Source organism: Ferrovibrio sp. GW821-FHT12D07, from assembly GCF_058807275.1.
Genome location: NZ_JBXAQN010000001.1, coordinates 498,697 through 522,162, shown reverse-complemented (window position 1 = coordinate 522,162; position 23,466 = coordinate 498,697). Strand labels below are relative to the sequence as shown.

Sequence of the window (23,466 nt, the reverse complement as noted above, 5' to 3'; positions counted from 1 at the left end):
TATCCGGGAGCAGTCTGTAGTCTGGGGTTAGTAAGGGGGAGCGCAAGAATGCGTTTCGGCATCCGTCAAAAGCTGTTCCTGGCCGTCGGCATCATTGCCGCCATGGCGGTGGTGTCCAGCCTGATTTCATTCGGCTTCTTCGGTCAGGTGCGCGGTGCGCTGAGCCTGGTCACCGAGCGCAGCCTGCCGGCAGTGAGCGCCGCGCTGACGCTGTCGGCGCAGAGCGCCGATCTCGCTGCTTCCGCACCGGCGCTGGCCTATGCCGGCAATGACGCCGAGCGCAACACCGCCGCTTCCGTGGTGCAGGGCAAGCTTGCCCGGATCACCCAGACGCTGGCCCAGGTGAAATCCACCGACGCGCCGGCGGAACTGCGCCAGGAAGCCGAAAACGCTTTCATGCGCCTGTCGGATGCGATGGCCCGCATCGACGAGCTGGTGAAGGAGCGTCTCGTGCTCAACGCCAAGCGTCAGGCGCTGACCAAGACGATGACCGACAACCATGCCAACTTCCTGTTCATCGCCCAGCCGGCAGTCGACCAGGCGGTGATGGACATGACCATGGAATTCGAGCTGGTCTCGCGCGCCACCGGACAGGGCGCCGCGGAAATGATCCAGAGCATCCTCGACAAACAGGTGGCAGGCGCCCGCGCCATGCAGGACCTGGTCGCCAAGACCAACCTGAGCGTCGGCATGCTGGCCGTGGCCGCGCAGGCCGACAGCCCGGAAGCGGTCGAGCTGATCCAGGTCGACAACATCAATACCAAGGCCGAGATGCTGCGGACGCTGGACACCGTCGAGGCGACCTTCCCGAACAAGGAAATCTCGGAGATGGTCAACAGCATCGCCAAGGTGAGCGAAGGCGAGAACGGCCTGTTCGGCGTCCGTCGCTCCGAACTGGCGGCCGCCAGCCAGGCGCTGTCGGCTCTGAGCGAAGGCCGTTCGGCCACGCTGGCGCTGTCGGATGCAGTCGAGCAGCTGGTTGCGGCGGCACGCGCCGATGCCATTAAATCAGCCTCGGCCTCGATGACCGCCATCAACATCGCACAGATCACCATGGCGATCATCGCCGCGATCTGCCTGATCTCCGCCGTCGTGATCGGCTGGCTCTATATCGGCCGCCGCGTGATCGACCCGATCGTCGCCACCACCGGCACCATGGACCGGCTGGCCAAGCGCGACTGGGCCGCCGATGTGGTGGGCCTCAATCGCACCGACGAGATCGGCGACATGGCGCGCGCCGTGCAGGTGTTCAAGGACCAGGGCCAGGAAGCCCAGCGGCTGCAGACGCAGATCGAAGCCGATCGCGAACGCTTCGAGGCCGAACGCCAGGCGCAGGAAGCCCTGCTCAAGAGCGCGGTGGGCGACATCGTCAACGCGGCCAATGCGGGCCGGCTCAGCGAGCGTATCGACACCAGCCGCATCGCCGGCGTGATGCAGGAACTGGGCGGTGGTGTGAACCAGCTGCTCGGTACGGTCGAGCGTGCGCTCGGCGACCTCGGCACCATGCTGCACAAGCTGGCCGATGGCGATCTGACCCATCGCATCCGCAGCAACTACCAAGGCGTTTTCGCCCAGCTGACCGGCGATGCCAACCGCGTGAGCGACCAGCTTGCCAGCACCATGATGCAGCTCAACACCGCGGCATCCGCGGTCCGCGATGCCTCGGCGGAGATTTCGACGGGCAGCCAGGACTTGGCGAGCCGGACGGAAAGCCAGGCGGCGGCGCTGGAAGAGACGGCAGCCTCGATGCACGAGGTGACGGCGACGGTGAAGCAGAATGCCGACAACGCGCAGGCGGCCAACCAGCTGGCCGGCGTGGCGCGCGCCACCGCCGAAAAGGGTGGCGGCGTGGTGACCCAGGCGGTGGCGGCGATGAGCGAGATCGAGGGCAGCGCCCAGAAGATCAGCGACATCGTCGGCCTGATCGACGAGATCGCCTTCCAGACCAATCTGCTGGCGCTCAATGCCAGCGTCGAAGCCGCGCGCGCGGGCGAGGCCGGCAAGGGCTTTGCGGTGGTGGCGCAGGAAGTGCGTACGCTGGCGCAGCGCTCGGCCGATGCCAGCAAGCAGATCAAGACGCTGATCTCGGCCTCCAACGCGCAGGTGAAGTCGGGCGCGGCGCTGGTCAACCAGGCCGGCAGCTCGCTCACCGAGATCGTCAATTCGGTGAAGAAGGTGTCCGACATCGTGGCCGAGATCGCGGCCGCGTCGACGGAGCAGGCCCGCGGGCTGGAGGAAGTGAACGGCGCGGTGGTCAACATGGACGAGATGACCCAGCGCAACGGCGCCCTGGTCGAGGAAACCAACGCCTCGGCCCAGGCAATGGCCAATCAGGCGCGCCAGCTGGCCGAACTGGTCGGCCACTTCCGCGTCGATGCCGCCGTGTCTGGCGCTGCCAACGACATGGCGGATGATGAGCATGACATGAAGGACGCGGCCGACTGACCGGCACGCTTCCAGCAAAAAGCCCGGCTTTCAGGCCGGGCTTTTTTTATGCGCTGCGTTTCTTCTCGGCGATGGGCACCATGGCATCAGCCAGCGCCACATTGCCCGCGCCGCCCAGGCGCCGCAGGTTGGCGATGACGCCATCGATATCGGCCAGCGGCCGGTTCTGGCTCAGCTTCAACTTGCCTTCCAGTTTCGCGACCGGAATCTCGACGCCGACAATGCCGCGCGCCATGCCATCGAAGAAGCTGGGGGGTTCGTCATCGAGCTGCCAGCCATCGGGGCCTTCGTAGACCTTCGACAGGCGGTCGACGATGTCGCGCAGCACGGCCGGATCGCGCGAGACGGTGGCCGTGCCATAGGCATGCACCGCCTGATAGTTCCAGGTCGGCACGGCAGGCTTCTTGGCATACCAGTTGGGCGAGACATAACCATGCACGCCCTGGAAGACGCAGAGCACCTCCTGCCCGTCGAGCAGCGCCGCCTGCGGATTGGCGGCAGCGAGATGACAGACCAGCGTGCCGTGTTCACCACGGTCGCGATCCAGAAGAAACGGCACATGGCTGCCGATCAGGCCGCCTGATGTGGAGAGCAGCAGGCCGAAGGCATTGGTCTCGATCAGGTCGAAGAGCGGCACTGAATCGCGCTGGGCGAAATGGGCGGGCACATACATGGGGCTGGTCCGTGGTTGCGATACTGGCGCGCATCAGACTGTCCGGCGCAGCAGATCGCAACAGCGGAATTGCCGCGAAATTGTCTCCCTGTCCTATCGCCCGTATGCAGTGCCCGACGGTAAAGCAGGGCATAACTGCCCGGTATTCCTGATTATTTTACCGATACCGGCACCTGGACATGCTACAAGCAAGCAGCGTCGATGCCTGAGTGTTTGCCATCGTGACTCTGTCAGCCGAGACCGATCTTCCCCAGGATTTGCAGCCCTTGCTGGCGCTCTGGCGCCAGCGGACAGCCGAGCGGCGCTTTCCGGCCTGGGAGAGTTTTTCCGCCGACGACCTCGCGCCATGGGCCAACCGCATCCATGTGATCGAACATCTGAACGACGGCGATTTCTTTTTTCACCGGTTCTCACCCATCAGCGCCGCACGACTGGGCTTCGACATGAGCGGGCGCCGGCTGTCGGAAATCATCCTGAGCCCGCGCGCCATCGCCAGCACTTCCAGCTATCGTCGCTGTCTGAGTCTGGCGCGGCCGGTGAACGATTCCGTGCCGGCGGATTTCTACGACGGCGCACAGCACACTGCCTATGACCGCCTGCTGCTGCCGTTCGGCAGCGCCGAGAAGCCGAACCTGCTGCTGGCGGCGCTGTCCTTCCGACAATAGCTGCGACTCTCATGGCACGCAGACAGCCTGCGCCTGTCGATTGCCGCGACGGATAACAATGCTGGGAGGGAAATGGTGCCGGCGGAGGGAATTGAACCCCCGACCTCGACTTTACGAAAGTCTTGCTCTACCCCTGAGCTACGCCGGCACACGGGCCGTCCGGCCGGGTTGACCCCGATGGACAGCGCGCGGAAAATACGGCCCGACCGGCCGGTTGGCAAGCCGCCAATGGCCTCAAAATGACAACGGACCGCCAGATATTTGTTCAGAATATCCGGCACTTGGCGCGATTTCCGGGGGGATTGCCGCATCATGGCCGCTGCTTACACGCTTTACGGCAGTTTCCTGTCCTCGCCGACCTACAAGGTCGGCCTGATGCTCAGCCTCTGCGGCCTGGCCTTCGACTACCGCCACGTTGACCTGGCGAAGGGCCAGCACAAGGCGCCCGACTTCCTCGCCATCAACCGCTACGGCCAGGTGCCAGCGATCGTGCATGACGGCCTGAACATGTGCCAGGCCAACACCATCCTGGAATACATCGCCGAGAAGACCGGCCGGTTTCACGGCAAGACGCCGGAGGAGCGCCAGCGCATCCGCGAATGGCTGGTGTGGGAAACCGACCGGCTGGAGCCGGGCATCAACCGCACGCGCTTCTTCGAACGCTTCGCCAAGTCCGACCCCGCGGTGATGGACTATATGCGCCAGGGCGCCGACAAGGGCCTTGAGGTACTGAACGATCTGCTGAAGGAGCGGCAGTTCCTGGTGGGCGCGCAGCCCACCATCGCCGATATCGGCGTCTACTGCATCGTCGCCTATATGGAAGAAGGCAAGTTCGACATCACGGCCTGGCCGCATGTGAAGGCCTGGGCGGACCGCATCGCGGCCCTGCCCGGCTTCAAGCCGCCCTACGAACTGCTGCCACGCATCGACCAGAACGCCGGATAACGCGGCGGCGGCAGCGGATCACTCCGCCGCCTGCTGGTAACGCGGCTGTTCGGCCGGGGTGTTGTTCTGCACATCGCCGCGCAGCGATTCCACCACACGCTCCAGTTCCACCGCCTGATCCTGCAGCTGCTGCGCGCCGGCGCGGCTCTCTTCCACCATGGCGGCGTTGCGCTGGGTCATTTCATCGATGCTGCTGACGGCGGCGTTGATCTGCTCCAGCGCCGAAGACTGCTCGCGACTGGCCGCTGCGATCTCGGTGATGATGCCGCCAACACCGGAAATCGCGCCGACAATCTTTTCCAGCGCGCTTGCGGCCTGCGCCACCAGGCCAGCACCATGGCGCACCTCGCCATTCGATTTCTGGATCAGGGTCTTGATGTCCTTCGAGGCATTGGCCGAGCGCTGGGCCAGCGCGCGCACTTCCTGCGCGACGACGGCAAAGCCCTTGCCGGCCTCGCCTGCCCGCGCGGCTTCCACCGAGGCATTGAGCGCAAGGAGATTCGTCTGGAAGGCGATCTCGTCGATCAGCCCGACGATCGTGCCGATCTGTTCGGCCGATCCCTCCAGCGCGCCCATGGCGGCCGTCACTTCGGTCATGATCTGGCCGCCCTGATTGGCGGCTGCGGTGGCTTCGCTGGCGCGCTGGCTGGCGAGACCGGCGCTCTCGGCATTCTGACGCACGGTCTGCGTCACCTCATGCATGGTCGCGGCGGTTTCCTCCACCGTGGCGGCCTGGCTTTCCGTGCGCTGCGCCAGGTCCTGGCTGGCGGCGATGATCTCGGCCGAGGCAGACGTGACGGTGGACGACACCGAGATGATGGCGCGGATCGCCAGTGCCTGGGTGGTGATGTCGGTGGCGAACTTCACCACCTTGTAGGGCTTGCCGTTGAGATCGAGGATCGGATTGTAGCTGGCCTGAATCCAGACTTCCTTGCCGCCCCGGCCCAGCCGCTTGTACTGGCCGGCATCATATTCGCCGCGCCGCAGCTTGGCCCAGAAGTCGCGATAGGCCGGCGCCGCGGCGTCGGCGGGATCAAGGAACATGCGATGATGCTGGCCCTGCACCTCGGCCAGCGTGTAGCCCATGGCGCCGAGGAAATTCGCATTGGCGGTGAGAATCTTGCCGTCGAGATCGAACTCGATTACCGCCATCGCCTTGTCGATGGCCGAGATCTGGCCGGCGAAATTGGCCTCCCGCATCTTCTGCGCGGTGATGTCGGTGGCGAATTTCACCACCTTGAACGGCCGGCCGTTCATGTCGCGGATCGGGTTGTAGCTGGCCTGGATCCAGATGTCGCGGCCACCCTTGGCGATGCGCTTGTACTGGCCGGCATCGTATTCGCCGCGCCCCAGCTTGTCCCAGAAGTCGCGATAGGCCGGCATGGCGGCATCGGCGGGATCGACGAAGATGCGGTGATGCTGACGCTGCACTTCGGCCAGCGTATAGCCCATGGCGGACAGGAAATTCGGATTGGCGGTGAGAATCTTGCCATCGAGGCCGAATTCGATCACCGCCATCGCCTTGTCGATGGCCGCGATCTGGCCCTGGTAATTGGCGTCCTCCAGTTTCTGCGCGGTGATGTCGGTGGCGAACTTCACCACCTTCGACACCTTGCCGAACCTGTTCACGACCGGATTGTAGCTGGCCTGAATCCAGACTTCGCGTCCGCCCTTGCCCAGACGCCTGTACTGGCCGGCATCGTATGCGCCGCGCCCCAGCTTGTCCCAGAAGGCGCGATACTGCGGGCTGGCCACATCGGCAGGATCGACGAAGAGGCGATGATGCTTGCCCTTGATCTCGGCCAGGCTGTAGCCCATCGCGGCGAGGAAATTCTCGTTGGCGCCGAGGATCACACCTGCCGGATCGAACTCAATCACCGCCATCGATGTGTTGATGGCCGTCTCGATTCCGCTGCTGCCGAACATGTCCGTCTCCGTTGCGAACCGACCTATGTCATCCGCAACTTTAGACGCTGTCCCCGGCTTTCCGGGAGACAATCATGTAAAGAATTGATTAGGCGCTTGTAAGGTTCGTAAGCAGCGGCCGCACCGGCGCCGCCAGTGGCGCAATACTGCCAAGTTCTGTCGGATCAAGCGTGTCGAAGCTGCCACAGGCGCTGCATAACGGTGTCCACATTGCTGCACCCGCACCGCAATGACCGCATTGCCACAGCGCGGCCGTACCGGCCTGCATACGATATTGATCGGCGGCGGCGGCATCACCATCACCCTGTTCGGAAAGCTGCGCCAGCAGCCGCGCAGACCAGGCGCCGCCAGCGGAACCGGCCTTGGCCAGAAGACCGCGCGCCGCGGCGAAGTCGCGGTTCTGCAGCGCAGTGGCGGCCAGCAACAATTGACTGGCGGTTTCGCGACGGCGCTCGGCGACAAACTCTTCCGCCGCCTGCATGCGCTGCGCCAGTGCGTTCTCCTGCTGCAGCATCAGCCAGCTTTCGGCAAAAGCCTCGGCTGGCCGGCGGGCAAAGGCGCGCCGCAGATGAAAACCGGCTGCCTCGCGCGCGGTATGGTGATCGGCAGCGCGCGCCATCAGCACGGGCGGCGCCGGATGTTCGGGCAACGCCTTGGCGGCACGCTCAGCCCAGTGGCGCGCCATGCGCTTGTCGTCGCGCTCCAGCGCGGACAGCGCTTCAGCCATGTCGAGACGTGCAGCCAGGGCCACCTGCGCCTCTTTGGTCACGGCTTTTTTCTTGCGGGCAAGATCGAGACGCTGCCGCGCAGCCTCCCAGTCGCCGCCTTCCACCAGCAGCCGCAATTCGGACTCGGCCGCAAAGGGCGATGCCGGCCGCAGGCGCGAGGCGCGCTGCGCCTGCTCCAGCGCTTCCGTGCGGTCATGACGGCGACGCGCATCGGCAAGCAGCCCGCGCGTACCGAGAAACGCCGTGCCGGGATCCTGGCTGAGCTGGCGATAGGCTTTCAACGCCAGCGCATCGTCGCCCTTCAGCTGCGCCGCATGGGCGATCAGCAGGCGTGTGAGGGCTGGATCATCGAGCTGGCGTTCGGCCTTCGCAGCCAGCGCCATGGCGCGGTCTGCTTCGCCGGCGGCGACCGCCACCATGCCGGCGGCGAAATTGGCGTATCCCTTCGCCTGTTTCTTGAGGCGGCGGCGCTGCGGCAGCGCGGCAGCCCAGGCCAGCGCCCAGGTGATCAGGAATCCGAGCAGCAGGATGAGGCCGAGCAGCAGCACCAGCAGCGGTGCCGGCGCCTCGATGACATGATCGAACCAGGTGATGCGGATGCGGCCGGGCTGGTCGGCGATCCAGGCGGCGAAGCCCGCCACCGCCATCAACGCCCCGAGAAGAATGCCGCCGCGAACCAGACGCAGCATGTCAGCGCACCGACAGGTGACCGCGCAGGGCCGCGCCATAGGCGTCCAGCGCCGCATCCAGCTTCAGCCGCGCCTCTGCCTGCTCGCGCCAGTCCTTCAGACCGGCGACCGGCGTCATGCCGTCCAGTGCTGCGACCGCTGCGGCGAGATCGTCGCGGCCGAGCGATGCCTGCGCGATGTCGAGGCGACCTTCCACCGTGGCGCTGTCGAGCGCGCCGACGCGGCGGATGCTGATCAGGCCGGTGATTTTATCAAGACTGCGCTGCCACCAGCTTTTCTCCGGTGCGGCCGCCGTATCCTGGCCTTGCGGCGCGGCGCGCTGCTGTTCGGCCGCAGCGGCAAAACGCACGGTGAGCGCAGCCGCCGACGGCACGGCCTGTTCAGCGAAGGATTGCAGCGCCGCGAACGCTGTCTTCAGGTTGCCGCCCTGGGCCTCGGCATACTGGCCGAGCTGGGTGGCTTCATTGACGAATTTCTCGCCGCGCCCGGCTTTCTCGCGCAGCTCGCTCCAGACAATCGCCTGCAGCACCGGTTCACGCACCAGATCACGCAGCGCAGCACTACGCGCCTCGGTCAGTTCGGTGATCCGCATCTGCAGCTCGGCGACCTGACCTTGCAAAGCCGTGCGCTGGGCTGCCGTGGTCTCGCTGCTCTGGCGCAGGGCCGTGATCTGCTGCTCCAGGTTGTTCAGCCGGCGCGGATCGGGGGCATTGGCGGCCGGCAACTGCTGCAGGCGTTCCAGGCTGGCGGTGAGCGCGGCCAGCCGCTGCTCCAGCGCCTCGATGCGCGGATCGGTCGCCGGCGAAGGAGCGGCGGCCATGGTGGACGGCGCTGGCGCGACCGGCGTGGCCGCGGGCCTTGGCGCCGGCGCCGTGGTGCTGCTCTGCGGTGCGATGCCGCGACCGGCGATCAGATCATCGAGCCGACCGGTGACGGCGAGCTGGTAGCCGACAGCAATCGCGACGCTGAGCACGATGGCGCCCAGCGTGTAGAGAATGAGCGTCGCGCGCCGGCTGCGGCCGGGCTTCTCCAGCGGCTCGACATCGGCGTCGATGATCTTTTCCTGTCCGGGCTTGTCGATCATGTCAGAATTATCCCGTTCTACAGCAGGGCCAGAAGGTCATCTTCGGACGGCGTGGCGGCCACCGCGATGCGATGCCAGCCCAGCGCCTGCACGGCATCCGCCACATTGGCGCTGAGGCAGAAAGCCGTGGCACCGGTTGCAGCCTTGGCCGAAACACCCGCCGCCTGCACCAAGGTAACAAATGTCGCCGCCGTGCGGGGAGAGAAAAACAGCACGCCGTCATATCCGCCGGCACCGAATCTCTCTGCCACATCCGGCGGCAGCGCGATCGCCGTCTCGGCATCGTAAAGCACGCTGCGCCGCACGTCATAACCATCCTTCTGCAGCATGGCCTGCAGATCGCCGGCCCGCGCCGATCCGGCTGCATGCAGTAACGCACCAGACGCAGCCGGGTGCCGGTCGCGCACCAGCGCCGCCAGCAGATCGACATTGCCGCCGGCCGCTTCGACCTGCGAAAAACCCGCAGCCCGCGCCGCGAGGGCGCTGGCCGGACCCACGGCATAGACCGTGAAATCGCGGCGCGGCGTCGCATCGCAGAAGGCCCGCAGCCCATTGGCCGAGGTGAACAGCAGCGCCGTCACGCCATCGAGCGCCAAAGGAAGTTCATGTGCGACATCATGCTTCTTGCGGATGGCCAGCATCGGCGCAACATCGACGCTGTGCCCGCGTGCGACCAGCTGTTGCCGCAGCGCCTGCGACTCCGCCTCGGGCCGGGTGATCAGCAGCCGCACGGCTTACGTCTGCTCAGACATCGAAGAAACCGGGCCCCATGCGGCCCTTGAGCTGTTCGCCCAGTGCCTGGCCCAGCGCCACGCCGTCGCGCGCATTGCCGCGCTGTTCCAGTTCGATCAGTTCGCTGCCATCGGGTCGCGCGATCGCGCCGCGCAGGCGCAGCCCGACGCCGTCGAGTTCGGCCAAGGCGGCAATCGGCGTGCGGCAGGAGCCATCGAGCACGGCGAGCAGCGCGCGTTCGGCCTCGACCCGCATGCGGGTCGGCGCATCATCGAGTGGTTTCAGGAAGTCCATCACGCGTGTGTCATGCTCGCGGCATTCGATGCCGATGGCGCCCTGCGCGACCGCTGGCAGCATCTCGTCGGTCTGCAGCACGCGCATGCCGGCCGGCGCAATCTTCAGGCGGTTGAGTCCGGCCATGGCGAGGAAGGTGGCGGCGACCAGACCTTCCTCCAGACGACGGATGCGCGTCTGCACATTGCCGCGGAAGTTGACGACATCGAGATCGGGCCGGCGCGCCAGCACGAAGGCCTTGCGGCGCAGCGACGATGTCCCGACGGTGGCGCCCTGCGGCAGATCGGCCAGGCCCATCGGCGTGACGCTGAGCAGCACGTCGCGCACATCCTCGCGCGGCAGGTAGACGGCCATCATCAGGCCGGCGGGCAGCTGCGTCGGCATGTCCTTCATGGAATGCACGGCCAGGTCGATCTCGCCGGCCAGCAGCGCTTCCTCGATCTCCTTGGTGAACAGGCCTTTGCCACCTGCTTCGGACAGGGGCCGGTCCTGGATGCGGTCGCCGGTGGTCTTGATGATGCGGATGGCGATCTCGGCCTCGCGCAGGCCGGGATGGGCCTTGAGCAGGCGATCACGGGTCTCCTGCGCCTGGGCCAGCGCCAGGGGCGAGCCGCGCGTGCCGATGGTGAGAACGGGGATGCCGGGGTTCACTTGCCGCTCTGGTGCCATAATGCTAAGGCCTACTCACTCTGTGGATATACACCTCGGGACGGACCACCGCGATGCTTGTCCTTGGCATCGAGACCAGCTGCGATGAAACCGCCTGCGCGATTGTGCGGGACACGGATGACCGTGCCTCGCGTATCGTCAGTCATAGCCTGTTCTCGCAGACGAGGGAACACGCGCCCTATGGCGGCGTGGTGCCGGAAATCGCCTCCCGCGCCCATATCGAACACCTGGACGGGCTGCTGGCCGAGAGCCTGAAAAACGCCGGCGTCAAACTGGCCGATCTGGATGCCATCGCCGCCACTGCCGGACCCGGCCTGATCGGCGGCGTCATGGTCGGCCTGATGACGGCCAAGACGCTGGCCTATGCCGCGCGCAAGCCGCTCATCGCCGTGAACCACCTGGAGGGCCATGCGCTTTCGGTGCGGCTCAGCGACGACGTGCCCTTCCCCTACCTGCTGCTGCTGGTCTCGGGCGGCCATTGCCAGTTTCTGATGGTCGAGGGCGTCGGACAGTACAAACGTCTCGGCACCACCATCGATGACGCGGCCGGCGAGGCCTTCGACAAGACAGCCAAGCTGCTGGGCCTAGGGTATCCGGGCGGCCCCGCCATCGAGCGGCTGGCCAGGACCGGCGATGCGGCGCGCTTCGCGCTGCCCAAGCCGCTCAAGGGCAAGCCCGGTTGCGATTTCAGCTTCTCCGGGCTGAAGACCGCCGTACGGCTGGCGCTCGAAAGCTGCGGCGAGACTGTCAGCGACACGGACAAGGCCGATCTCGCTGCCAGCTTCCAGCAGACCGTGATGGACGTGATCCTCGACCGCAGCAGCAACGCGATTCAAATGTTCGATGCAGCCCATGGTGCGAAGGACAGGCATTTCGTCGTTGCCGGCGGCGTCGCCGCCAACACGGCGCTGCGACAGAACCTGATCGCGCTGGCGCAGCAGCGCGGCATGACCTTCACCGCGCCGCCACTCAGCTTATGCACAGATAACGGCGCGATGATTGCTTGGGCCGGGCTGGAGCGCTTTCGCCTCCGCCTGACCGATGATCTTGACGCACCCGCACGCGCGCGCTGGCCGCTGGATGCCATGGCAGCGGCGAAACCTTACGCCGGAGCCAAAGCTTGATGAGGGCGTGGGCATGATGCAGGTCTGGGCATGATGAAGGTCTGGGCATGATGAAAGTCGGTGTCATCGGTGGCGGCGCCTGGGGCACGGCCCTGGCCGCGCTTTCGGCCGAACAGGGCGACACACTACTGTGGGCGCGCAATGCCGATGTGGTGGCGATGATCAACCGCGATCACGCCAATGCCGCCTACCTGCCCGATGTGACTCTGCCCGCCGCGCTGAAGGCCACCAGTGATCTGAACGACCTGCGTGACTGCGGCGCATTGGTGCTGGCGGTGCCGGCGCAGAGTTTGCGCGATTTCGCCACGCAGATCGGCAAGGTTCTTCCCGGTCATGCGCCGCTGGTGGTCGCCTCGAAAGGCATCGAGATGGCCAGCGGACTGCTGCCGTCGGATGTGATCGCATCGGTGCTGCCGAACCGGCCGATCACGATCCTGACCGGACCGAACTTTGCCGCCGAGGTCGCGCGCCGCCTGCCGGCCGCCGCCACGCTGGCCTGCGCCGATGCGGCACTGGGTGAACGCCTGATGCAGCGGCTGGGCCGCCCGACCTTCCGACCCTATCTGTCGGACGACGTGACCGGCGCGCAGATCGGCGGCGCGGTGAAGAATGTGCTGGCGATTGCCTGCGGCATCGTCATCGGCAAGAAACTGGGCGACAACGCGCGCGCCGCACTGATCACGCGCGGCCTTGCTGAAATGACCCGCCTTGGACTGTCGCTCGGCGCGAAACGCGAGACGCTGATGGGCCTCTCGGGGCTTGGCGATCTGGTGCTGACCTGCTCCGGCCCGCAGTCGCGCAATCTCTCGCTGGGCATCGCGATCGGTGAAGGCAGGACATTGCCCGAGATCATGGCCGGCCGCCGCACGGTGGCAGAAGGCGTGCATACCGCCCGCGCCCTGCAGGTGCTGGCGAAACAGAAGAACGTTGAACTGCCGATCTGCGCCGCCGTCGATGCCGTGCTGCATCAGGGTGCGGGCATCGAGGACATGCTATTTACGCTGCTGGCGCGTCCCTTCAAGACCGAGGCTTAAAATGATGAACTACTGGCTGATGAAATCCGAACCTTCCGCCTGGTCCTGGGACAGCCAGGTCAAGAAGAAGGTCGAGAGCTGGAACGGCGTGCGCAATTACCAGGCCGCGAACAACATGAAGGCGATGAAGCTGGGCGACCGCGCCTTCTTCTATCATTCGGTGGACGAGAAGCAGATCGTCGGCATCGTCGAGGTCTGCAAGCTGTATCATCCCGATCCGACCGACGAGACCGGCAAGTTCGGCATGGTCAACGTCAAGGCGCTGATGCCGCTGAAGACCCCGGTCTCGCTCGCTCAAATCAAGGCCGAGCCGAAGCTGAAGGACCTGGCGCTGCTGCGGCAGTCGCGCCTGTCGGTGTCGCCGGTGGATGCAGCAAGCTGGAAGCTGATCTGTAAAATGGGCGGCGTGAGCGCGTAGCCGCATCATGACCGACCGCCCCAACCCGCCACGTCCCAATCAGCCCGGACCCGGCACGCAGCTGATGCGGTTCGACGCGCTGGACGAGACCGATGCCAAGGGCTTCACCTTCGGCGAGGGCAAGGAGCGCTTCCAGTGCTTTGTCGTGCGCTGGGAAGGCGGCGTATTCGGCTATATCAACGAATGTCCGCATGTGCGCACGCCGCTGGACTGGCAGCCCGACAAGTTCTTCAACATGAAGAAAACGGCGCTGCAATGCGGCACCCATGGCGCGCTGTTCACCATCCATGACGGGCTTTGCTATATCGGCCCGTGCAAGAACCGCGCGATCGAGAGCTTTCCGGTCAAGCTGGTGGACGGCTGGGTCGTCGTCGCCTGAGTCTGTCGCCGGCCTGAAAATATTTGCGGCCGGGATGCGCGAGGGACGCATCACCGGCCGCGTGGCAACCGCAGGCAGGGTGGGAGAAGCTGCGGCTGCCGTCTTCTGAAAATCTCAGCCCGCGCGCGATATCCGGCGGATATCCTGGCAGGCGTCGCAGACGCTGAGCAGCGCGCTGCCCAGCAGGGAAAGTTTCAACACCGTTGGCCTGCGCATCCGGATGGTCTCCATCTTGCGGGGCAAATTACTTGGTCAGGATCAGCTTGCCGGCGGCGGTCATGCGCAGACGGTATTCCGCACCGTTATGCACGATCTCCACTTCCCGGCCGCCGCGGAATATGCAGCGGGCGTCATACCGGGCGTTGCCGCCCCGGCCAAGATTGGTGGCGCGCAGCTCGGTCACCGATGTGGCCTTGGACTGCGGCGTCCGGGGGCATTTGCTCTGGCTTTCCTGCATCGACCCACATCCTCCTGGTACAGGCGGATATGCATCGCCGCACCCGATGACCTCAATGTAAGGGAGATCGGTCGCGAATGCAAGTGAGAATAAGTCGCATATTTGGCCAAGCCGCTGATTTCGTTGATCTGCATGGAATTTCAGGCTGCCAGACAGCAAAAAGCCCCCGACCAGCGACTGGCCGGGGGCCTGTTGGCCCCGGAAGGGACAGAGAATCTCAGCCGGGTTTTAAGCCGGGCAGGCCTCGCCGGCCGCCTTATCGGTGTTGCGCTGGCGCAGGCGTGCGGCCAGGCGACGGATTTCCGCCTCCTGCACGCCGTCGCGGCGCATCAGCAGCTGGGTCATCGGATCGGCCAGCATCTCGTTGAGACCGGGCTCGTTGGTGTTCCAGCAGACTTTGCTGCTGCGGATCAGATGGATCGCAGTCGTGCGCGTGTCTTGCATGGGCCCCTCCTCGGTTTTCAAAAACGACTTGCTGGTTACGACGTGATCTATGGCGGTGACATTAGCCGGACAAGCATGCCAGTGGTGTGACGAGAATGCGGTTTTTGTGTGATGTGGTGTTTGTGTGCGCATGATTACAAATGCAGGCGCATTGCGAGTCCCCGCGCGGCTCTGTGCAGTGCAGCATTCTGCGCCGCCTTGTTCTAACCTGCATGAATGTTCTCGCGGTCACAGATAGAAGCATCTGCGATGGCAAAGAATTTCCGCCGCATGGCATGCTCCCTTATCCAGGCCGGAGGTGACGGTGACTAAGACGGATAATCCCGACGCTTCTGCACCGCGGCAGGGCCTGTTTCCCCAGCGCCGGCCGCCGCGCACCGCGCAAGGGCTGCGGATCAGCCGCGCCATCGCCGACGAGGAGCAGCGCGGCCTGGTCTTCGCCTTCCGCGCCCGCATCGTCGCCGTCGTCGCGGTGATGATCTGGCTGGTGCTGGCGATCGAATCGCAGCGCCAGGTCTATTACCTCAGCGTCTCGGCGCTGTTCTTCCTGCTCGGCCTGGTGCCGCATCTGCTGCGCCGTCACCGCTTCGCCGTGCCGGTGCGCCTGGGCTTTGTCATCCTCGATGCCGCGCTGATCACGGCGGTGGTGATCCTGCCGCCGCCGGGCGGTCTCGATTTCGGCTTCCCGATCCAGATGCGCACGCGCGGGCCGGAATTCCTCTATCTGGTGCTGCTGATCGTGGGATCGGCGCTGTCCTATTCGCCACTGCAGGTGATATGGACCGGCTTCTGCGCGATCGCAGCCTAGTCGACCGGCGTGCTGCTGGTGATGATGCGGGCCGACACACTGCCCTACACGCCCGAAGCCAGCGCTTCGCCGCAGGCGCTGCTGCGGCTGATCATGGACCCGTATTTCGTCGGCCTGTTCATGCTGATCAACCAGGTGGTGTTGACCGCCATCGCCACCGCGCTGCTGGCCGCGGCCGTGTATCGCTCGCGCGCCCTGCTGCTGCGGCAGACCCGTGCCGAGATCGCGCGCGCCGACCTGTCGCGCTATGTCTCGCCCGATGTCGCCGATGCGATCATTTCCAGCGAGGCCGCGTTCGGCACGCCGACCAACCGCCGCGTCGCCGTGCTGTTCGCCGATATCGTCGGCTTCACCGGCATGTCGGAGCAGCTGGCGCCCGACCGCGTGGTGCGCCTCCTGCGCAGTTTCCACGAACGCGGCAGCGGCGTGGTGTTCCGCCATGACGGCTCGCTGGACAAGTATCTGGGCGACGGCTTCCTCGCCACCTTTGGCGGCATCCGCGAACGGCCCGACGCCGCCGCCTGCGCCATCCGCTGCGCCGTCGCGCTGCAGGCCGAGGTCGATCGCTGGAACGCCAAGCGCCTGCGGCGCGGCGCCGCCACGGTGCGGCTGTCGGTCGGCGTGCATTACGGCCCGGTGGTGATCGGCAATATCGGCAGCGCGCAGCGGCTGGAATTCACCGTGGTGGGTGACGTGGTCAACATCGCCAGCCGGCTGGAGATGCTGACCCGCGAGCTCGACTGCCGCATCGCCGTCTCCGATGACGCGCTGACCGAAGCGGCCCTGCATGATCAGGCGCTGCCGCGCTTCGACTCCGCCGGCGACCGCCGCCTGGACGGGCGCGCGCAGCCGGTGTCGGTGCAGGTCTGGCCGCCGAAATCCTAGGTCGCGTCGTGGAAAATGATGCCGAGCGTATAGCGCGCACCACTGCGGATGCGGCTGACGCCATGACGGAGCGTCACGCGGTATGAGCCGCGCGTCCCTGTCACTGGCCTTTGGTTGACGGCGAAGATGACGGCCTCGCCTTGTGCGAGCGGCACGACTTCGGCACGACTCTGGCTGCGCGGCTTCTGTTCCACGAGGACAAATTCCCCGCCGTCAAACCCGTCGTTGAGCAGGATGGTGAGCTGCAACGGAAACACCAGTTCGCCATAGAGATCCTGATGCAGGCGGTTGTAATCGCCGGGCCCGTATTTCAGCAGCAGCGGCGTCGGCCGCGACTGCCCGGCCGCATGACAGAGCTTTGTGTAATCGGCATGCACAGCCGGGAAGCGCGTGGGCAGGCCCATGCTCTCCTGCCAGCGGTTGGCCAGCGGCACCAGATGCGGATACAGGCTGGCACGCAGGGTGGCGATGGCGCTGGGAAGCGGATAGCGGAAATACTGGTACTCACCCTGGCCGAAGCCGTGCCGCGCCATCACCACGCGGCTGCGGAACAGCGCCTCTTTTTCATAAGAGGCGATCAGCGCCGCGCAGGTTTCAGGCGACAAGAGAGGCCCGGTCGTGGCGAAGCCATCGGCATCGAGGGATTGCAGCAGGGCCGGCCAGTCGAGGCCGTTGATCCGGGTTTCAAGCGCGCTCATGCCACATCCTAACAATCGCGCGCGCGCAACACTTCCCGCTTCTTGCGATTTGGCCGCTTCTTGCGATTTGGCCGCTTCTTGCGATCAGGCCATCACGCCGCCACGAAGGCCTTATAGCTTTCGGCCAGCTCGGGGACGATGGCATCGACAATCGTCTTGCCGTGCTCCTTGGTGGCCAGTGCCGGATTGGAGCCGATGCGGCCATCGGGGAAGCGGCTGCGGTAATCGTCGGCATCGGTGAAACTGCCATTGGGTGCGACGCGCGGCGACATCTCGACGGTTTTCACGGCTTCCGGATAAGCGTGGAAGGTGACCGAGACTTCGCTGGGTGTGGCATGACTGCCTTCTTCACCCGGAAACAGGCTGTTCGACAGGCGACGCGCGCTCGGTGCTTCCCACCAGTTCTTGATCGTGCAGCGCAGACTCGGCGTGTTGGTGCCCGGATGCGCCATGCTGTTGCCGGCATAGATTTCCGAAAACGCTGCCGTCACCGTGGCGACATTGCCGCCATGGCCGTTGAGGAAGAAGAAGCGGTTGAAGCCGTGACGGCTGAGACTGGCCACCGTGTCGCTGATCACCGCGATCAGGGTGGAGGGCTTCAGCGTCATCGAACCGGGGAAGCCCAGATGGTGCTGCGCCATGCCGACACTGATGGTGGGGGCGACCAGGGCATCGGCGGCCTTGCCGACCTCGCGGGCGAACACCTCGGCGCAGATCGCATCGGTGCCGACCAGGCCATTGGGGCCATGCTGCTCGGTCGAGCCGATCGGGATGATGATCCCGGTCGAGCGCTTCAGATAGGTCTCGACCTCGGCCCAGGTACTCAGGTGCAACTGCATGCTTCCGCCCCTAAAGAGTTAAGTCCTTGAATAAGAAGGGCAGGCCAGCCGGATGTCCAGCCGCGGCCAAGGCATTCGGTCTGGTTCGTTTTGGTTCGTTTGCGTTCGTTTCGCTTCGTTTCGCTTCGTTTTGGTTCGTTTAGCTTCGTTTGGCTTCGTTTGCGTTCGTTTGCGTTCGTTTGACTTCGCTGGCATTCCGGCAGGGCACATTGAATGTATACGGATTAAAATCCACCCAGTATTATAGAACATAGTGCGAACATTGGCCGCTTCAAGCCCCAACACCAGCCGGGTGGGCCCTGGTTGAGCGCCGGGTGGTTTTGCCAGCAAAGACAAGGATATTCCGGCGGCTGACTCCGCTTGACGGGGGGGCCCTGATCCCTATGATGCGCCCGCCCTCTCCGGCTCCTCATCGGAGAGATCGGCATTCCCTGCATGAAACGGGTCGTCGTGGCTGCCGTCCGTCCATGCGCCGAATAGGACTATCCAATGACGAAGCGTCAAGAATCCAAGTACAAGATTAACCGCCGCCTCAATGAGAATCTCTGGGGTCGTGCGAAGAGCCCGCTGAACAAGCGCGAATATCCGCCGGGCCAGCATGGTCAGAAGCGCAAGAAGCCGACCGACTACGGCATCCAGCTCATGGCCAAGCAGCGCCTGAAGGGCTACTACGGCAACATCACCGAGAAGCAGTTCCGTCGCGCCTTCGCTGAAGCCGACCGTCGTCGTGGCGATACCTCGGAAAACCTCATCGGTCTGCTGGAGCGTCGTCTCGACGCCGTGGTCTACCGCATGAAGGTCGTGGCGACCCCGTTCGCCGCCCGTCAGTTCATCAACCACGGCCATATCGCCGTGAACGGCAAGCGCGTCACCATCGCCAGCTATCAGGTTCGCGTCGGCGACGTGATCGAAGTGCGTGGCGCCGCCAAGCAGTACACCTTCGTGCTGGAAGCCCTGAAGTCGAGCGAGCGCGAAATTCCTGACTACATCGAGATGGACGAAGGCAAGCTGAAGGCGACGTTCAAGCGCGTCCCGCTGCTGGCCGATGTGCCGTATCCGGTGAAGATGGACCCGGCCGTGGTCGTCGAATTCTACTCGCGCTAATCAGTTCGGGCACCTGCCCAATACAGAAAGGCCGCCCTTACGGGCGGCCTTTTTTGTTGCGCGATGCCATGTCGCTCAGTCGGCCGCCACCAGTTTGAGCTGCCGCATCGACGGTGTCGCCGCATCGTTGCCATCGACACGGAAGAAGCCGATCACCTTGGTGAGCGCACCGGCCTGATCGGCCAGACTGCGCGCGGCAGCCGCGGTTTCCTCGACCAGCGCCGCGTTGCGCTGGGTCATCGCATCCATCTGCGCTACCGCGCCGTTGATCTGCTCCAGCCCGCCGGCCTGTTCGCGGCTGGCGCCGGCGATCTCGTCGGTCAGGGCGGCGACGCGGCGGATGCCGCCGAAGACCTCTTCCAGCACGCCGCCGGCCGCGCGCGCGCAGGCCGCGCCATCCTTCACCTGCGCCGTCGATGTCGCGATCAGCGTCTTGATGTCTTTCGAGGCATTGGCCGAACGCTGGGCCAGCGCGCGTACTTCCTGCGCCACCACGGCGAAACCCTTGCCGGCCTCGCCTGCACGCGCGGCCTCGACGCTGGCGTTGAGGGCCAGCAGGTTGGTCTGGAAGGCGATCTCGTCAATCAACCCGACGATGTCGCCGATGCGGGCGGCGCTGTCCTCGATGCGCTGCATCGCGCCGAGCGTGTCGCCGACAATCGTGCCGCCGCGTTCGGCCGTGCTGCTGGCGCTGGCCGCATCGCGGCTGGCCATCTGCGCGCCGTCGGCGGTCTTGCGCACGATCTCTGACATCTCCTGCATCGAGGCGGCGGTCTGCTCCAGGCTGGCCGCCTGGCTTTCGGTGCGCTGGGCCAGATCCTGGCTGCCACCGGCGATCTCGGCGGATGCCACATGCAGCTGGCGCGCGATGCCATCCAGCTGGCGGATGATGCCGGTCAGCGTTTCCGCCATGGTGTTGGCATCGGTCCTGATCTGGCCGAAGACGCCGTCATGATCGCCGGTCATGCGCTGGCTGAGATCGCCGCGTGCCAGCGCGTTCAGCATGCCGCCGGCTTCCCGCAGCACCGTCTCCACGGCAGAGGACAGGCTGTTGATGCCTTCGGCGATGACGCGGAATACGCCTTCCTTGTTGTCGAGCGCCAGACGGCCCGAGACATTGCCGCGCGACACGGCGGCGACCAGATCGGCGATCTCGTCGGCGGCCTGGCGCTCGCGCTGGCGCTGCTGTTCTTCCGTGGCGCGTATCTCGGCCTCACGCTGCTGCTGTTCGGCGGTGAGGCGCTTCTTTTCGATGGCGTTGCTGCGAAAGACCTCGACGCTGCGCGCCATGTCGCCGATCTCGTCACGGAACGTCACGCCCGGGATGACAAGATCGGTGCGATCCTCGGCCAGGATATGCATGGCATGGCCGAGCCGGCGGATCGGACGCGCGAGCGTGACGATGGAGATGAAGAAGCCCAGCGCCAGGCAGACCACGATGATGGCGACCGAAAGCCCGATCAGCAGCGGCAGGCGCTGGCGCACGAAGGCAGCGAGTTCGGCAGCGATGGCGTCGCGCTGCAGCCGGTCGTCATCGGCGGCCTGATCGAGCGCGTTGCTGAGCCGCGTGCGCACCGTGCGGTTGGCCTCGTTGTCGCCAAAGGCCTGCGCGGCGGGCTGGCTTTCCTGCTGCGCCAGACGCACGAGTTCGCGGCGGAAGCCGACGAACTGCATGATCTGCTGTTCCATCGCGGCAAACGCAGCGACCTGTTCGGACCGCTGCAGCGCGCGATAATCGGGAATGGCGGCCTCAAGCTCGGCCAGCACCTTCAGCAGGGCATTCGAGAAACGTTCAAGCGCTGCGGGGTCGCGGGCGATATAGATGCCGCGCGATTCCATCACCGCCTCGATCACGCCCTCATGCAGGCGGGCGGCATACAGCGCGCGCTCGTTGGCGCGTTGCAGTTCGGCGACCCGGCGGTCGTAGGTCTGCACGGCGCTGACGCCGAGCCAGCTCACGGCCGTAAGGCCGACCGAGAAAACGGCCAGGACCAGAATGATGCGGGTGAGAATGCCGACGCGATGCATGCGGTAGGACCTCTCCAGACAGACCGCCGAAATAGCGGCAGGGTTGCAGAGGCCTTACATGCAAGAACCATGTTGCTCCATGACTAAAACATCGGAGCACGAACAAATTTCAGTTATTACAACTTATCGTGTAATTCGGACTCGGGCTTTACGTTATTCCGGCGCTTTGCGTCATTCCGCTGCCTGGCGCGCCGGCACGGCGTCTTCGTCGCGCCAGCGCAGTGCGATGTCTTTCAACGCATCGAGCATCGGATTGAGTTCGGCGCCACGCGCCGCGAGGCTGTAGGTCACCTGCGGCGGAATGGTCGCCTGGTAGTCGCGATGCACGAGCCGCGCGTCTTCCAGCATGCGCAGGCGCTCGGTCAGCACCTTGGCCGAGATGCCGCCGACTTCACGCTTCAGTTCACCAAAGCGGCGCGGGCCCTGTGTGCGCAGGATGTAGAGGATGTAGGTGGTCCACGGACCCATCAGCAGCCGCAGCACGGCGTCGATGGGGCATTCATGGACATCCTTCTTGGCAGGCTGGGATTTGACGGGCTGGGAGACGGGGGAGGCGGACATGCTGGCGACCGGGGTTTGAAGCTGGGGGTTTGGAGCTGGGGCTGAGAGCTGGGAAATAGCGCGATCTTGAACGAAAAAAGCTTGGTTACTTTTAAGTACCTACTTTACTCAGGAAATCAAGTGGGCATATTCCTCGTCACCTGAAGAACGTCAGTTACTTCTAGTGACCATAATAATTCCCATTCCTGACAAGGACTTAATCTATGACCCAGGTTGCGATTGTCTACCACAGCGGCTACGGCCACACCCAGAAACAGGCCGAAGCGGTTGCCGCCGGCGCCGCCAGCGTGGCCGGCGTGACGGCGCTGCTGATCCCCGTCGCCGAGGCCGAGGCCCGCATCGAGGAGATCAATGCGGCCGATGCCATCATCTTCGGCGCGCCGACCTACATGGGCAGCGTCTCGGCGCCCTTCAAAGCCTTCATGGATTTCAGCTCCAAGGTCTGGTACGGCCGCGCCTGGGCCAACAAGATCGGCGCCGGCTTCACCAACTCGGCCTCGCAGTCGGGCGACAAGCTCAGCTCGCTGCAGCAGCTCGCCATCTTCGGCGCGCAGCACGGCATGATCTGGGTCGGCGTCGACCTGATGCCGGGCAACAACAATTCCAAGGGCAGCGTGAACGACCTCAACCGCCTGGGCAGCTTCCTTGGCGCGATGGCGCAGTCGAATGCCGATGAAGGTCCGGACAAGGGCCCGATCGCCAGCGACCTGGAAACGGCGAAGCATCTGGGCAAGCGGGTCGCCACGGTGGCCAAGCAGTTTGCCGGCGCCAAGCGCGAACTGGTCGACGCGTAACGATACCATCGTCCGTAAAAAAGGATCGTCACCCCAGGGCTTGTCCCTAGGGTCCATCCCAATCATCCGCGCATCGGAACGTATAGATGGACCCTCGGAATCAATCCGAGGGTGACGGTTTTCTTTTTACTTCAGATCAACCGCCGTCACATCCAGTGACGGCAGCGACTGCGTGGGCCAGTCGCGGCGCGTGAAGACCTGCGCTTCGGCGCGCGCGGCACGCAGAAGACCGAAATCCAGTTGTGCGAAAACCCAGCCTGGTTCGCTCAGGCTGCCCTGCACCACCACGCCGTCATCGGGCAGGCCGCGATCCGGCGCGGCATAGACGCCGCCCCAGCCGACATTCACATCGACGGCCGGCGACCATTCGGCGAGCCCTACCGTGGGCGCCAGCGCGACATAGACCTGGTTCTCCAGCGCCCGCGCCTTGGCACCCGTCAGCACGCGATGGGCACCGGCCAGCGTATCCGTGCAGCTGGGCGCCAGGATCAGGTCGGCGCCGGCGGCTGCCTGCGCCTGCGCGATCAGCGGGAATTCGACGTCGTAGCAGACATTGACGCCAAACCGCAGCGCCTCGCCGTTGATGGTGGCGTCAAAGACCTTCAGATCGGCGCCGCCCTCGATGATCCAGGCCTCGCGCTCGAAGCGCGTCATCTGGCGCTTTTCCTGGAAATCGACGCGGCCGTCGGGCGCCAGCACATAGGCGCGGTTTTTAAAGACCGGTTTTGATTCTTTCGGGCCAACGCGCACCGGAAAGCTCGGCGCAACGATGTGGACGTCATGGGTTTTCGCCAGCGCCGCCCAGGTGGCAACAAAGGCGTCGTGATAGTCCTGCAGGGCCGCGATCTGCCCGGTGAGATTCTGCTGCAGGTCGGCCGATAGCAGCGACGTCAGCTCCATCGCGCCATATTCGGGAAACAGCAGGATGCGCGCATCCTGCTGCACGGCGCGGTCGACCCAGCCGGCGGCATGGGCCTGCCAGGCGGCGAAGCTTTCGAAATGTCCGATGGGATATTGCGCACAGGCCAGCGTGATCATGAAAC

24 protein-coding genes and 1 tRNA gene are annotated in these 23,466 nt (G+C 65.1%); 11 read left to right on the top strand and 14 right to left on the bottom strand.

The genetic code is table 11. The annotated features are described in order from the left end of the window. Nucleotides 1-48: 48 nt before the first annotated feature. A complete protein-coding gene (locus tag AC1RRE_RS02685; RefSeq protein WP_492979520.1) occupies nucleotides 49-2,445 on the top strand; it encodes a methyl-accepting chemotaxis protein in 2,397 nt (798 codons plus the stop codon). Nucleotides 2,446-2,491: 46 nt separating this feature from the next. Here the strand turns inward: AC1RRE_RS02685 and AC1RRE_RS02680 are convergent, their stop codons facing one another. Then, nucleotides 2,492-3,118: an FMN-binding negative transcriptional regulator gene (locus AC1RRE_RS02680; RefSeq protein WP_492979518.1), complete on the bottom strand. Its 627-nt coding sequence runs from the start codon at nucleotides 3,116-3,118 to the stop codon at nucleotides 2,492-2,494. A 221-nt stretch (nucleotides 3,119-3,339) separates the two neighbouring features. Here AC1RRE_RS02680 and AC1RRE_RS02675 point away from each other — a divergent pair, with 221 nt between their 5' ends. Beyond that, nucleotides 3,340-3,783 carry a hypothetical protein gene (locus tag AC1RRE_RS02675; RefSeq protein ID WP_492979516.1) on the top strand — a complete coding sequence of 148 codons (444 nt, stop codon included), beginning with the start codon at nucleotides 3,340-3,342 and terminating at the stop codon, nucleotides 3,781-3,783. 73 nt (nucleotides 3,784-3,856) lie between these two features. On the opposite strand, the gene AC1RRE_RS02670 is transcribed toward AC1RRE_RS02675, so the two are convergent. Further along, nucleotides 3,857-3,931 (bottom strand) — tRNA-Thr (locus tag AC1RRE_RS02670). 164 nt (nucleotides 3,932-4,095) lie between these two features. On the opposite strand from AC1RRE_RS02670, the gene AC1RRE_RS02665 reads away from it, so the two are divergent. Beyond that, nucleotides 4,096-4,728 carry a glutathione S-transferase family protein gene (locus AC1RRE_RS02665; RefSeq protein WP_492979514.1) on the top strand — a complete coding sequence of 211 codons (633 nt, stop codon included), beginning with the start codon at nucleotides 4,096-4,098 and terminating at the stop codon, nucleotides 4,726-4,728. A gap of 18 nt (nucleotides 4,729-4,746) precedes the next feature. Here AC1RRE_RS02665 and AC1RRE_RS02660 read toward each other — a convergent pair whose 3' ends face one another. The 5 genes from AC1RRE_RS02660 to hemC all read right to left on the bottom strand — a co-directional run bounded on the left by AC1RRE_RS02660 (nucleotide 4,747) and on the right by hemC (nucleotide 10,832). After that, the gene (locus AC1RRE_RS02660) at nucleotides 4,747-6,654 is read right to left on the bottom strand and encodes a methyl-accepting chemotaxis protein (protein ID WP_492979513.1); all 1,908 of its coding nucleotides are present in this window, start codon (nucleotides 6,652-6,654) and stop codon (nucleotides 4,747-4,749) included. A gap of 88 nt (nucleotides 6,655-6,742) precedes the next feature. Next, nucleotides 6,743-8,071: a heme biosynthesis HemY N-terminal domain-containing protein gene (locus AC1RRE_RS02655; protein ID WP_492979511.1), complete on the bottom strand. Its 1,329-nt coding sequence runs from the start codon at nucleotides 8,069-8,071 to the stop codon at nucleotides 6,743-6,745. Nucleotide 8,072: 1 nt separating this feature from the next. Continuing rightward, nucleotides 8,073-9,155: a hypothetical protein gene (locus AC1RRE_RS02650; protein ID WP_492979508.1), complete on the bottom strand. Its 1,083-nt coding sequence runs from the start codon at nucleotides 9,153-9,155 to the stop codon at nucleotides 8,073-8,075. 17 nt (nucleotides 9,156-9,172) lie between these two features. Next, nucleotides 9,173-9,886 (bottom strand): uroporphyrinogen-III synthase, encoded by a 714-nt coding sequence (locus tag AC1RRE_RS02645; RefSeq protein WP_492979506.1) that lies wholly within the window; start codon nucleotides 9,884-9,886, stop codon nucleotides 9,173-9,175. Between the two features lie 13 nt (nucleotides 9,887-9,899). Next, complete coding sequence (gene hemC, locus AC1RRE_RS02640; protein ID WP_492979504.1) at nucleotides 9,900-10,832, bottom strand: hydroxymethylbilane synthase; 933 nt, start codon at nucleotides 10,830-10,832, stop codon at nucleotides 9,900-9,902. 71 nt (nucleotides 10,833-10,903) lie between these two features. Between hemC and tsaD the strand changes: the two genes are divergently transcribed. Genes tsaD through AC1RRE_RS02620 form a run of 4 tightly spaced genes read left to right on the top strand, consistent with a single transcriptional unit; the run spans nucleotide 10,904 to nucleotide 13,805 of the window. Further along, nucleotides 10,904-11,974, top strand: a complete 1,071-nt coding sequence (gene tsaD, locus AC1RRE_RS02635; protein WP_492979503.1) for a tRNA (adenosine(37)-N6)-threonylcarbamoyltransferase complex transferase subunit TsaD — start codon at nucleotides 10,904-10,906, stop codon at nucleotides 11,972-11,974. A gap of 47 nt (nucleotides 11,975-12,021) precedes the next feature. Continuing rightward, the gene (locus AC1RRE_RS02630) at nucleotides 12,022-13,008 is read left to right on the top strand and encodes an NAD(P)H-dependent glycerol-3-phosphate dehydrogenase (protein WP_492979502.1); all 987 of its coding nucleotides are present in this window, start codon (nucleotides 12,022-12,024) and stop codon (nucleotides 13,006-13,008) included. 4 nt (nucleotides 13,009-13,012) lie between these two features. Beyond that, a complete protein-coding gene (locus AC1RRE_RS02625; RefSeq protein ID WP_492981326.1) occupies nucleotides 13,013-13,426 on the top strand; it encodes an EVE domain-containing protein in 414 nt (137 codons plus the stop codon). Nucleotides 13,427-13,433: 7 nt separating this feature from the next. Next, the gene (locus tag AC1RRE_RS02620) at nucleotides 13,434-13,805 is read left to right on the top strand and encodes a Rieske (2Fe-2S) protein (protein ID WP_492979501.1); all 372 of its coding nucleotides are present in this window, start codon (nucleotides 13,434-13,436) and stop codon (nucleotides 13,803-13,805) included. Between the two features lie 244 nt (nucleotides 13,806-14,049). On the opposite strand, the gene hemP is transcribed toward AC1RRE_RS02620, so the two are convergent. Together hemP and AC1RRE_RS02610 are read right to left on the bottom strand one after the other, a co-directional pair. Further along, on the bottom strand, nucleotides 14,050-14,262 hold the full coding sequence (gene hemP / locus AC1RRE_RS02615; protein ID WP_492979500.1) for a hemin uptake protein HemP: 213 nt from the start codon (nucleotides 14,260-14,262) through the stop codon (nucleotides 14,050-14,052). 228 nt (nucleotides 14,263-14,490) lie between these two features. Beyond that, on the bottom strand, nucleotides 14,491-14,706 hold the full coding sequence (locus AC1RRE_RS02610; protein WP_492979499.1) for a hypothetical protein: 216 nt from the start codon (nucleotides 14,704-14,706) through the stop codon (nucleotides 14,491-14,493). A gap of 304 nt (nucleotides 14,707-15,010) precedes the next feature. On the opposite strand from AC1RRE_RS02610, the gene AC1RRE_RS02605 reads away from it, so the two are divergent. After that, complete coding sequence (locus tag AC1RRE_RS02605; protein WP_492979498.1) at nucleotides 15,011-15,514, top strand: hypothetical protein; 504 nt, start codon at nucleotides 15,011-15,013, stop codon at nucleotides 15,512-15,514. A 9-nt stretch (nucleotides 15,515-15,523) separates the two neighbouring features. After that, complete coding sequence (locus AC1RRE_RS02600) at nucleotides 15,524-16,399, top strand: adenylate/guanylate cyclase domain-containing protein (RefSeq protein WP_492979497.1); 876 nt, start codon at nucleotides 15,524-15,526, stop codon at nucleotides 16,397-16,399. Here the strand turns inward: AC1RRE_RS02600 and AC1RRE_RS02595 are convergent. Together AC1RRE_RS02595 and AC1RRE_RS02590 are read right to left on the bottom strand one after the other, a co-directional pair. Continuing rightward, nucleotides 16,396-17,097 (bottom strand): 2OG-Fe(II) oxygenase, encoded by a 702-nt coding sequence (locus AC1RRE_RS02595; RefSeq protein WP_492979496.1) that lies wholly within the window; start codon nucleotides 17,095-17,097, stop codon nucleotides 16,396-16,398. The genes AC1RRE_RS02600 and AC1RRE_RS02595 overlap by 4 nt on opposite strands. 92 nt (nucleotides 17,098-17,189) lie before the next feature. Next, on the bottom strand, nucleotides 17,190-17,936 hold the full coding sequence (locus tag AC1RRE_RS02590) for a creatininase family protein (RefSeq protein ID WP_492979495.1): 747 nt from the start codon (nucleotides 17,934-17,936) through the stop codon (nucleotides 17,190-17,192). 489 nt (nucleotides 17,937-18,425) lie between these two features. Here AC1RRE_RS02590 and rpsD point away from each other — a divergent pair, with 489 nt between their 5' ends. Continuing rightward, the gene (rpsD, locus tag AC1RRE_RS02585) at nucleotides 18,426-19,040 is read left to right on the top strand and encodes a 30S ribosomal protein S4 (RefSeq protein ID WP_492979494.1); all 615 of its coding nucleotides are present in this window, start codon (nucleotides 18,426-18,428) and stop codon (nucleotides 19,038-19,040) included. Nucleotides 19,041-19,115: 75 nt separating this feature from the next. On the opposite strand, the gene AC1RRE_RS02580 is transcribed toward rpsD, so the two are convergent. Then, nucleotides 19,116-21,068, bottom strand: a complete 1,953-nt coding sequence (locus AC1RRE_RS02580) for a methyl-accepting chemotaxis protein (protein ID WP_492979493.1) — start codon at nucleotides 21,066-21,068, stop codon at nucleotides 19,116-19,118. Between the two features lie 171 nt (nucleotides 21,069-21,239). Next, entirely contained in the window at nucleotides 21,240-21,629 is a 390-nt protein-coding gene (locus tag AC1RRE_RS02575; RefSeq protein WP_492979492.1) for a winged helix-turn-helix transcriptional regulator, read from the bottom strand. Between the two features lie 203 nt (nucleotides 21,630-21,832). Here AC1RRE_RS02575 and AC1RRE_RS02570 point away from each other — a divergent pair, with 203 nt between their 5' ends. Beyond that, nucleotides 21,833-22,423, top strand: coding sequence for a flavodoxin family protein (locus AC1RRE_RS02570; protein WP_492979491.1), 591 nt, complete (start codon nucleotides 21,833-21,835; stop codon nucleotides 22,421-22,423). Between the two features lie 126 nt (nucleotides 22,424-22,549). On the opposite strand, the gene AC1RRE_RS02565 is transcribed toward AC1RRE_RS02570, so the two are convergent. Next, complete coding sequence (locus AC1RRE_RS02565) at nucleotides 22,550-23,461, bottom strand: carbon-nitrogen hydrolase family protein (RefSeq protein ID WP_492979490.1); 912 nt, start codon at nucleotides 23,459-23,461, stop codon at nucleotides 22,550-22,552. Between the last annotated feature and the right edge of the window lie 5 nt (nucleotides 23,462-23,466).

What these genes read in the sequence shown, in the direction of transcription:
- AC1RRE_RS02685 (WP_492979520.1), top strand. Translation starts at nt 49, where the DNA reads ATGCGTTTCGGCATCCGTCAAAAGCTGTTCCTGGCCGTCGGCATCATT.
- AC1RRE_RS02680 (WP_492979518.1), bottom strand. Translation starts at nt 3,118, where the DNA reads ATGTATGTGCCCGCCCATTTCGCCCAGCGCGATTCAGTGCCGCTCTTC.
- AC1RRE_RS02665 (WP_492979514.1), top strand. Translation starts at nt 4,096, where the DNA reads ATGGCCGCTGCTTACACGCTTTACGGCAGTTTCCTGTCCTCGCCGACC.
- AC1RRE_RS02660 (WP_492979513.1), bottom strand. Translation starts at nt 6,654, where the DNA reads ATGTTCGGCAGCAGCGGAATCGAGACGGCCATCAACACATCGATGGCG.
- AC1RRE_RS02655 (WP_492979511.1), bottom strand. Translation starts at nt 8,071, where the DNA reads ATGCTGCGTCTGGTTCGCGGCGGCATTCTTCTCGGGGCGTTGATGGCG.
- AC1RRE_RS02650 (WP_492979508.1), bottom strand. Translation starts at nt 9,155, where the DNA reads ATGATCGACAAGCCCGGACAGGAAAAGATCATCGACGCCGATGTCGAG.
- tsaD (WP_492979503.1), top strand. Translation starts at nt 10,904, where the DNA reads ATGCTTGTCCTTGGCATCGAGACCAGCTGCGATGAAACCGCCTGCGCG.
- AC1RRE_RS02630 (WP_492979502.1), top strand. Translation starts at nt 12,022, where the DNA reads ATGATGAAAGTCGGTGTCATCGGTGGCGGCGCCTGGGGCACGGCCCTG.
- AC1RRE_RS02625 (WP_492981326.1), top strand. Translation starts at nt 13,013, where the DNA reads ATGAACTACTGGCTGATGAAATCCGAACCTTCCGCCTGGTCCTGGGAC.
- AC1RRE_RS02620 (WP_492979501.1), top strand. Translation starts at nt 13,434, where the DNA reads ATGACCGACCGCCCCAACCCGCCACGTCCCAATCAGCCCGGACCCGGC.
- hemP (WP_492979500.1), bottom strand. Translation starts at nt 14,262, where the DNA reads ATGCAGGAAAGCCAGAGCAAATGCCCCCGGACGCCGCAGTCCAAGGCC.
- AC1RRE_RS02610 (WP_492979499.1), bottom strand. Translation starts at nt 14,706, where the DNA reads ATGCAAGACACGCGCACGACTGCGATCCATCTGATCCGCAGCAGCAAA.
- AC1RRE_RS02595 (WP_492979496.1), bottom strand. Translation starts at nt 17,097, where the DNA reads ATGAGCGCGCTTGAAACCCGGATCAACGGCCTCGACTGGCCGGCCCTG.
- AC1RRE_RS02590 (WP_492979495.1), bottom strand. Translation starts at nt 17,936, where the DNA reads ATGCAGTTGCACCTGAGTACCTGGGCCGAGGTCGAGACCTATCTGAAG.
- rpsD (WP_492979494.1), top strand. Translation starts at nt 18,426, where the DNA reads ATGACGAAGCGTCAAGAATCCAAGTACAAGATTAACCGCCGCCTCAAT.
- AC1RRE_RS02580 (WP_492979493.1), bottom strand. Translation starts at nt 21,068, where the DNA reads ATGCATCGCGTCGGCATTCTCACCCGCATCATTCTGGTCCTGGCCGTT.
- AC1RRE_RS02575 (WP_492979492.1), bottom strand. Translation starts at nt 21,629, where the DNA reads ATGTCCGCCTCCCCCGTCTCCCAGCCCGTCAAATCCCAGCCTGCCAAG.
- AC1RRE_RS02570 (WP_492979491.1), top strand. Translation starts at nt 21,833, where the DNA reads ATGACCCAGGTTGCGATTGTCTACCACAGCGGCTACGGCCACACCCAG.
- AC1RRE_RS02565 (WP_492979490.1), bottom strand. Translation starts at nt 23,461, where the DNA reads ATGATCACGCTGGCCTGTGCGCAATATCCCATCGGACATTTCGAAAGC.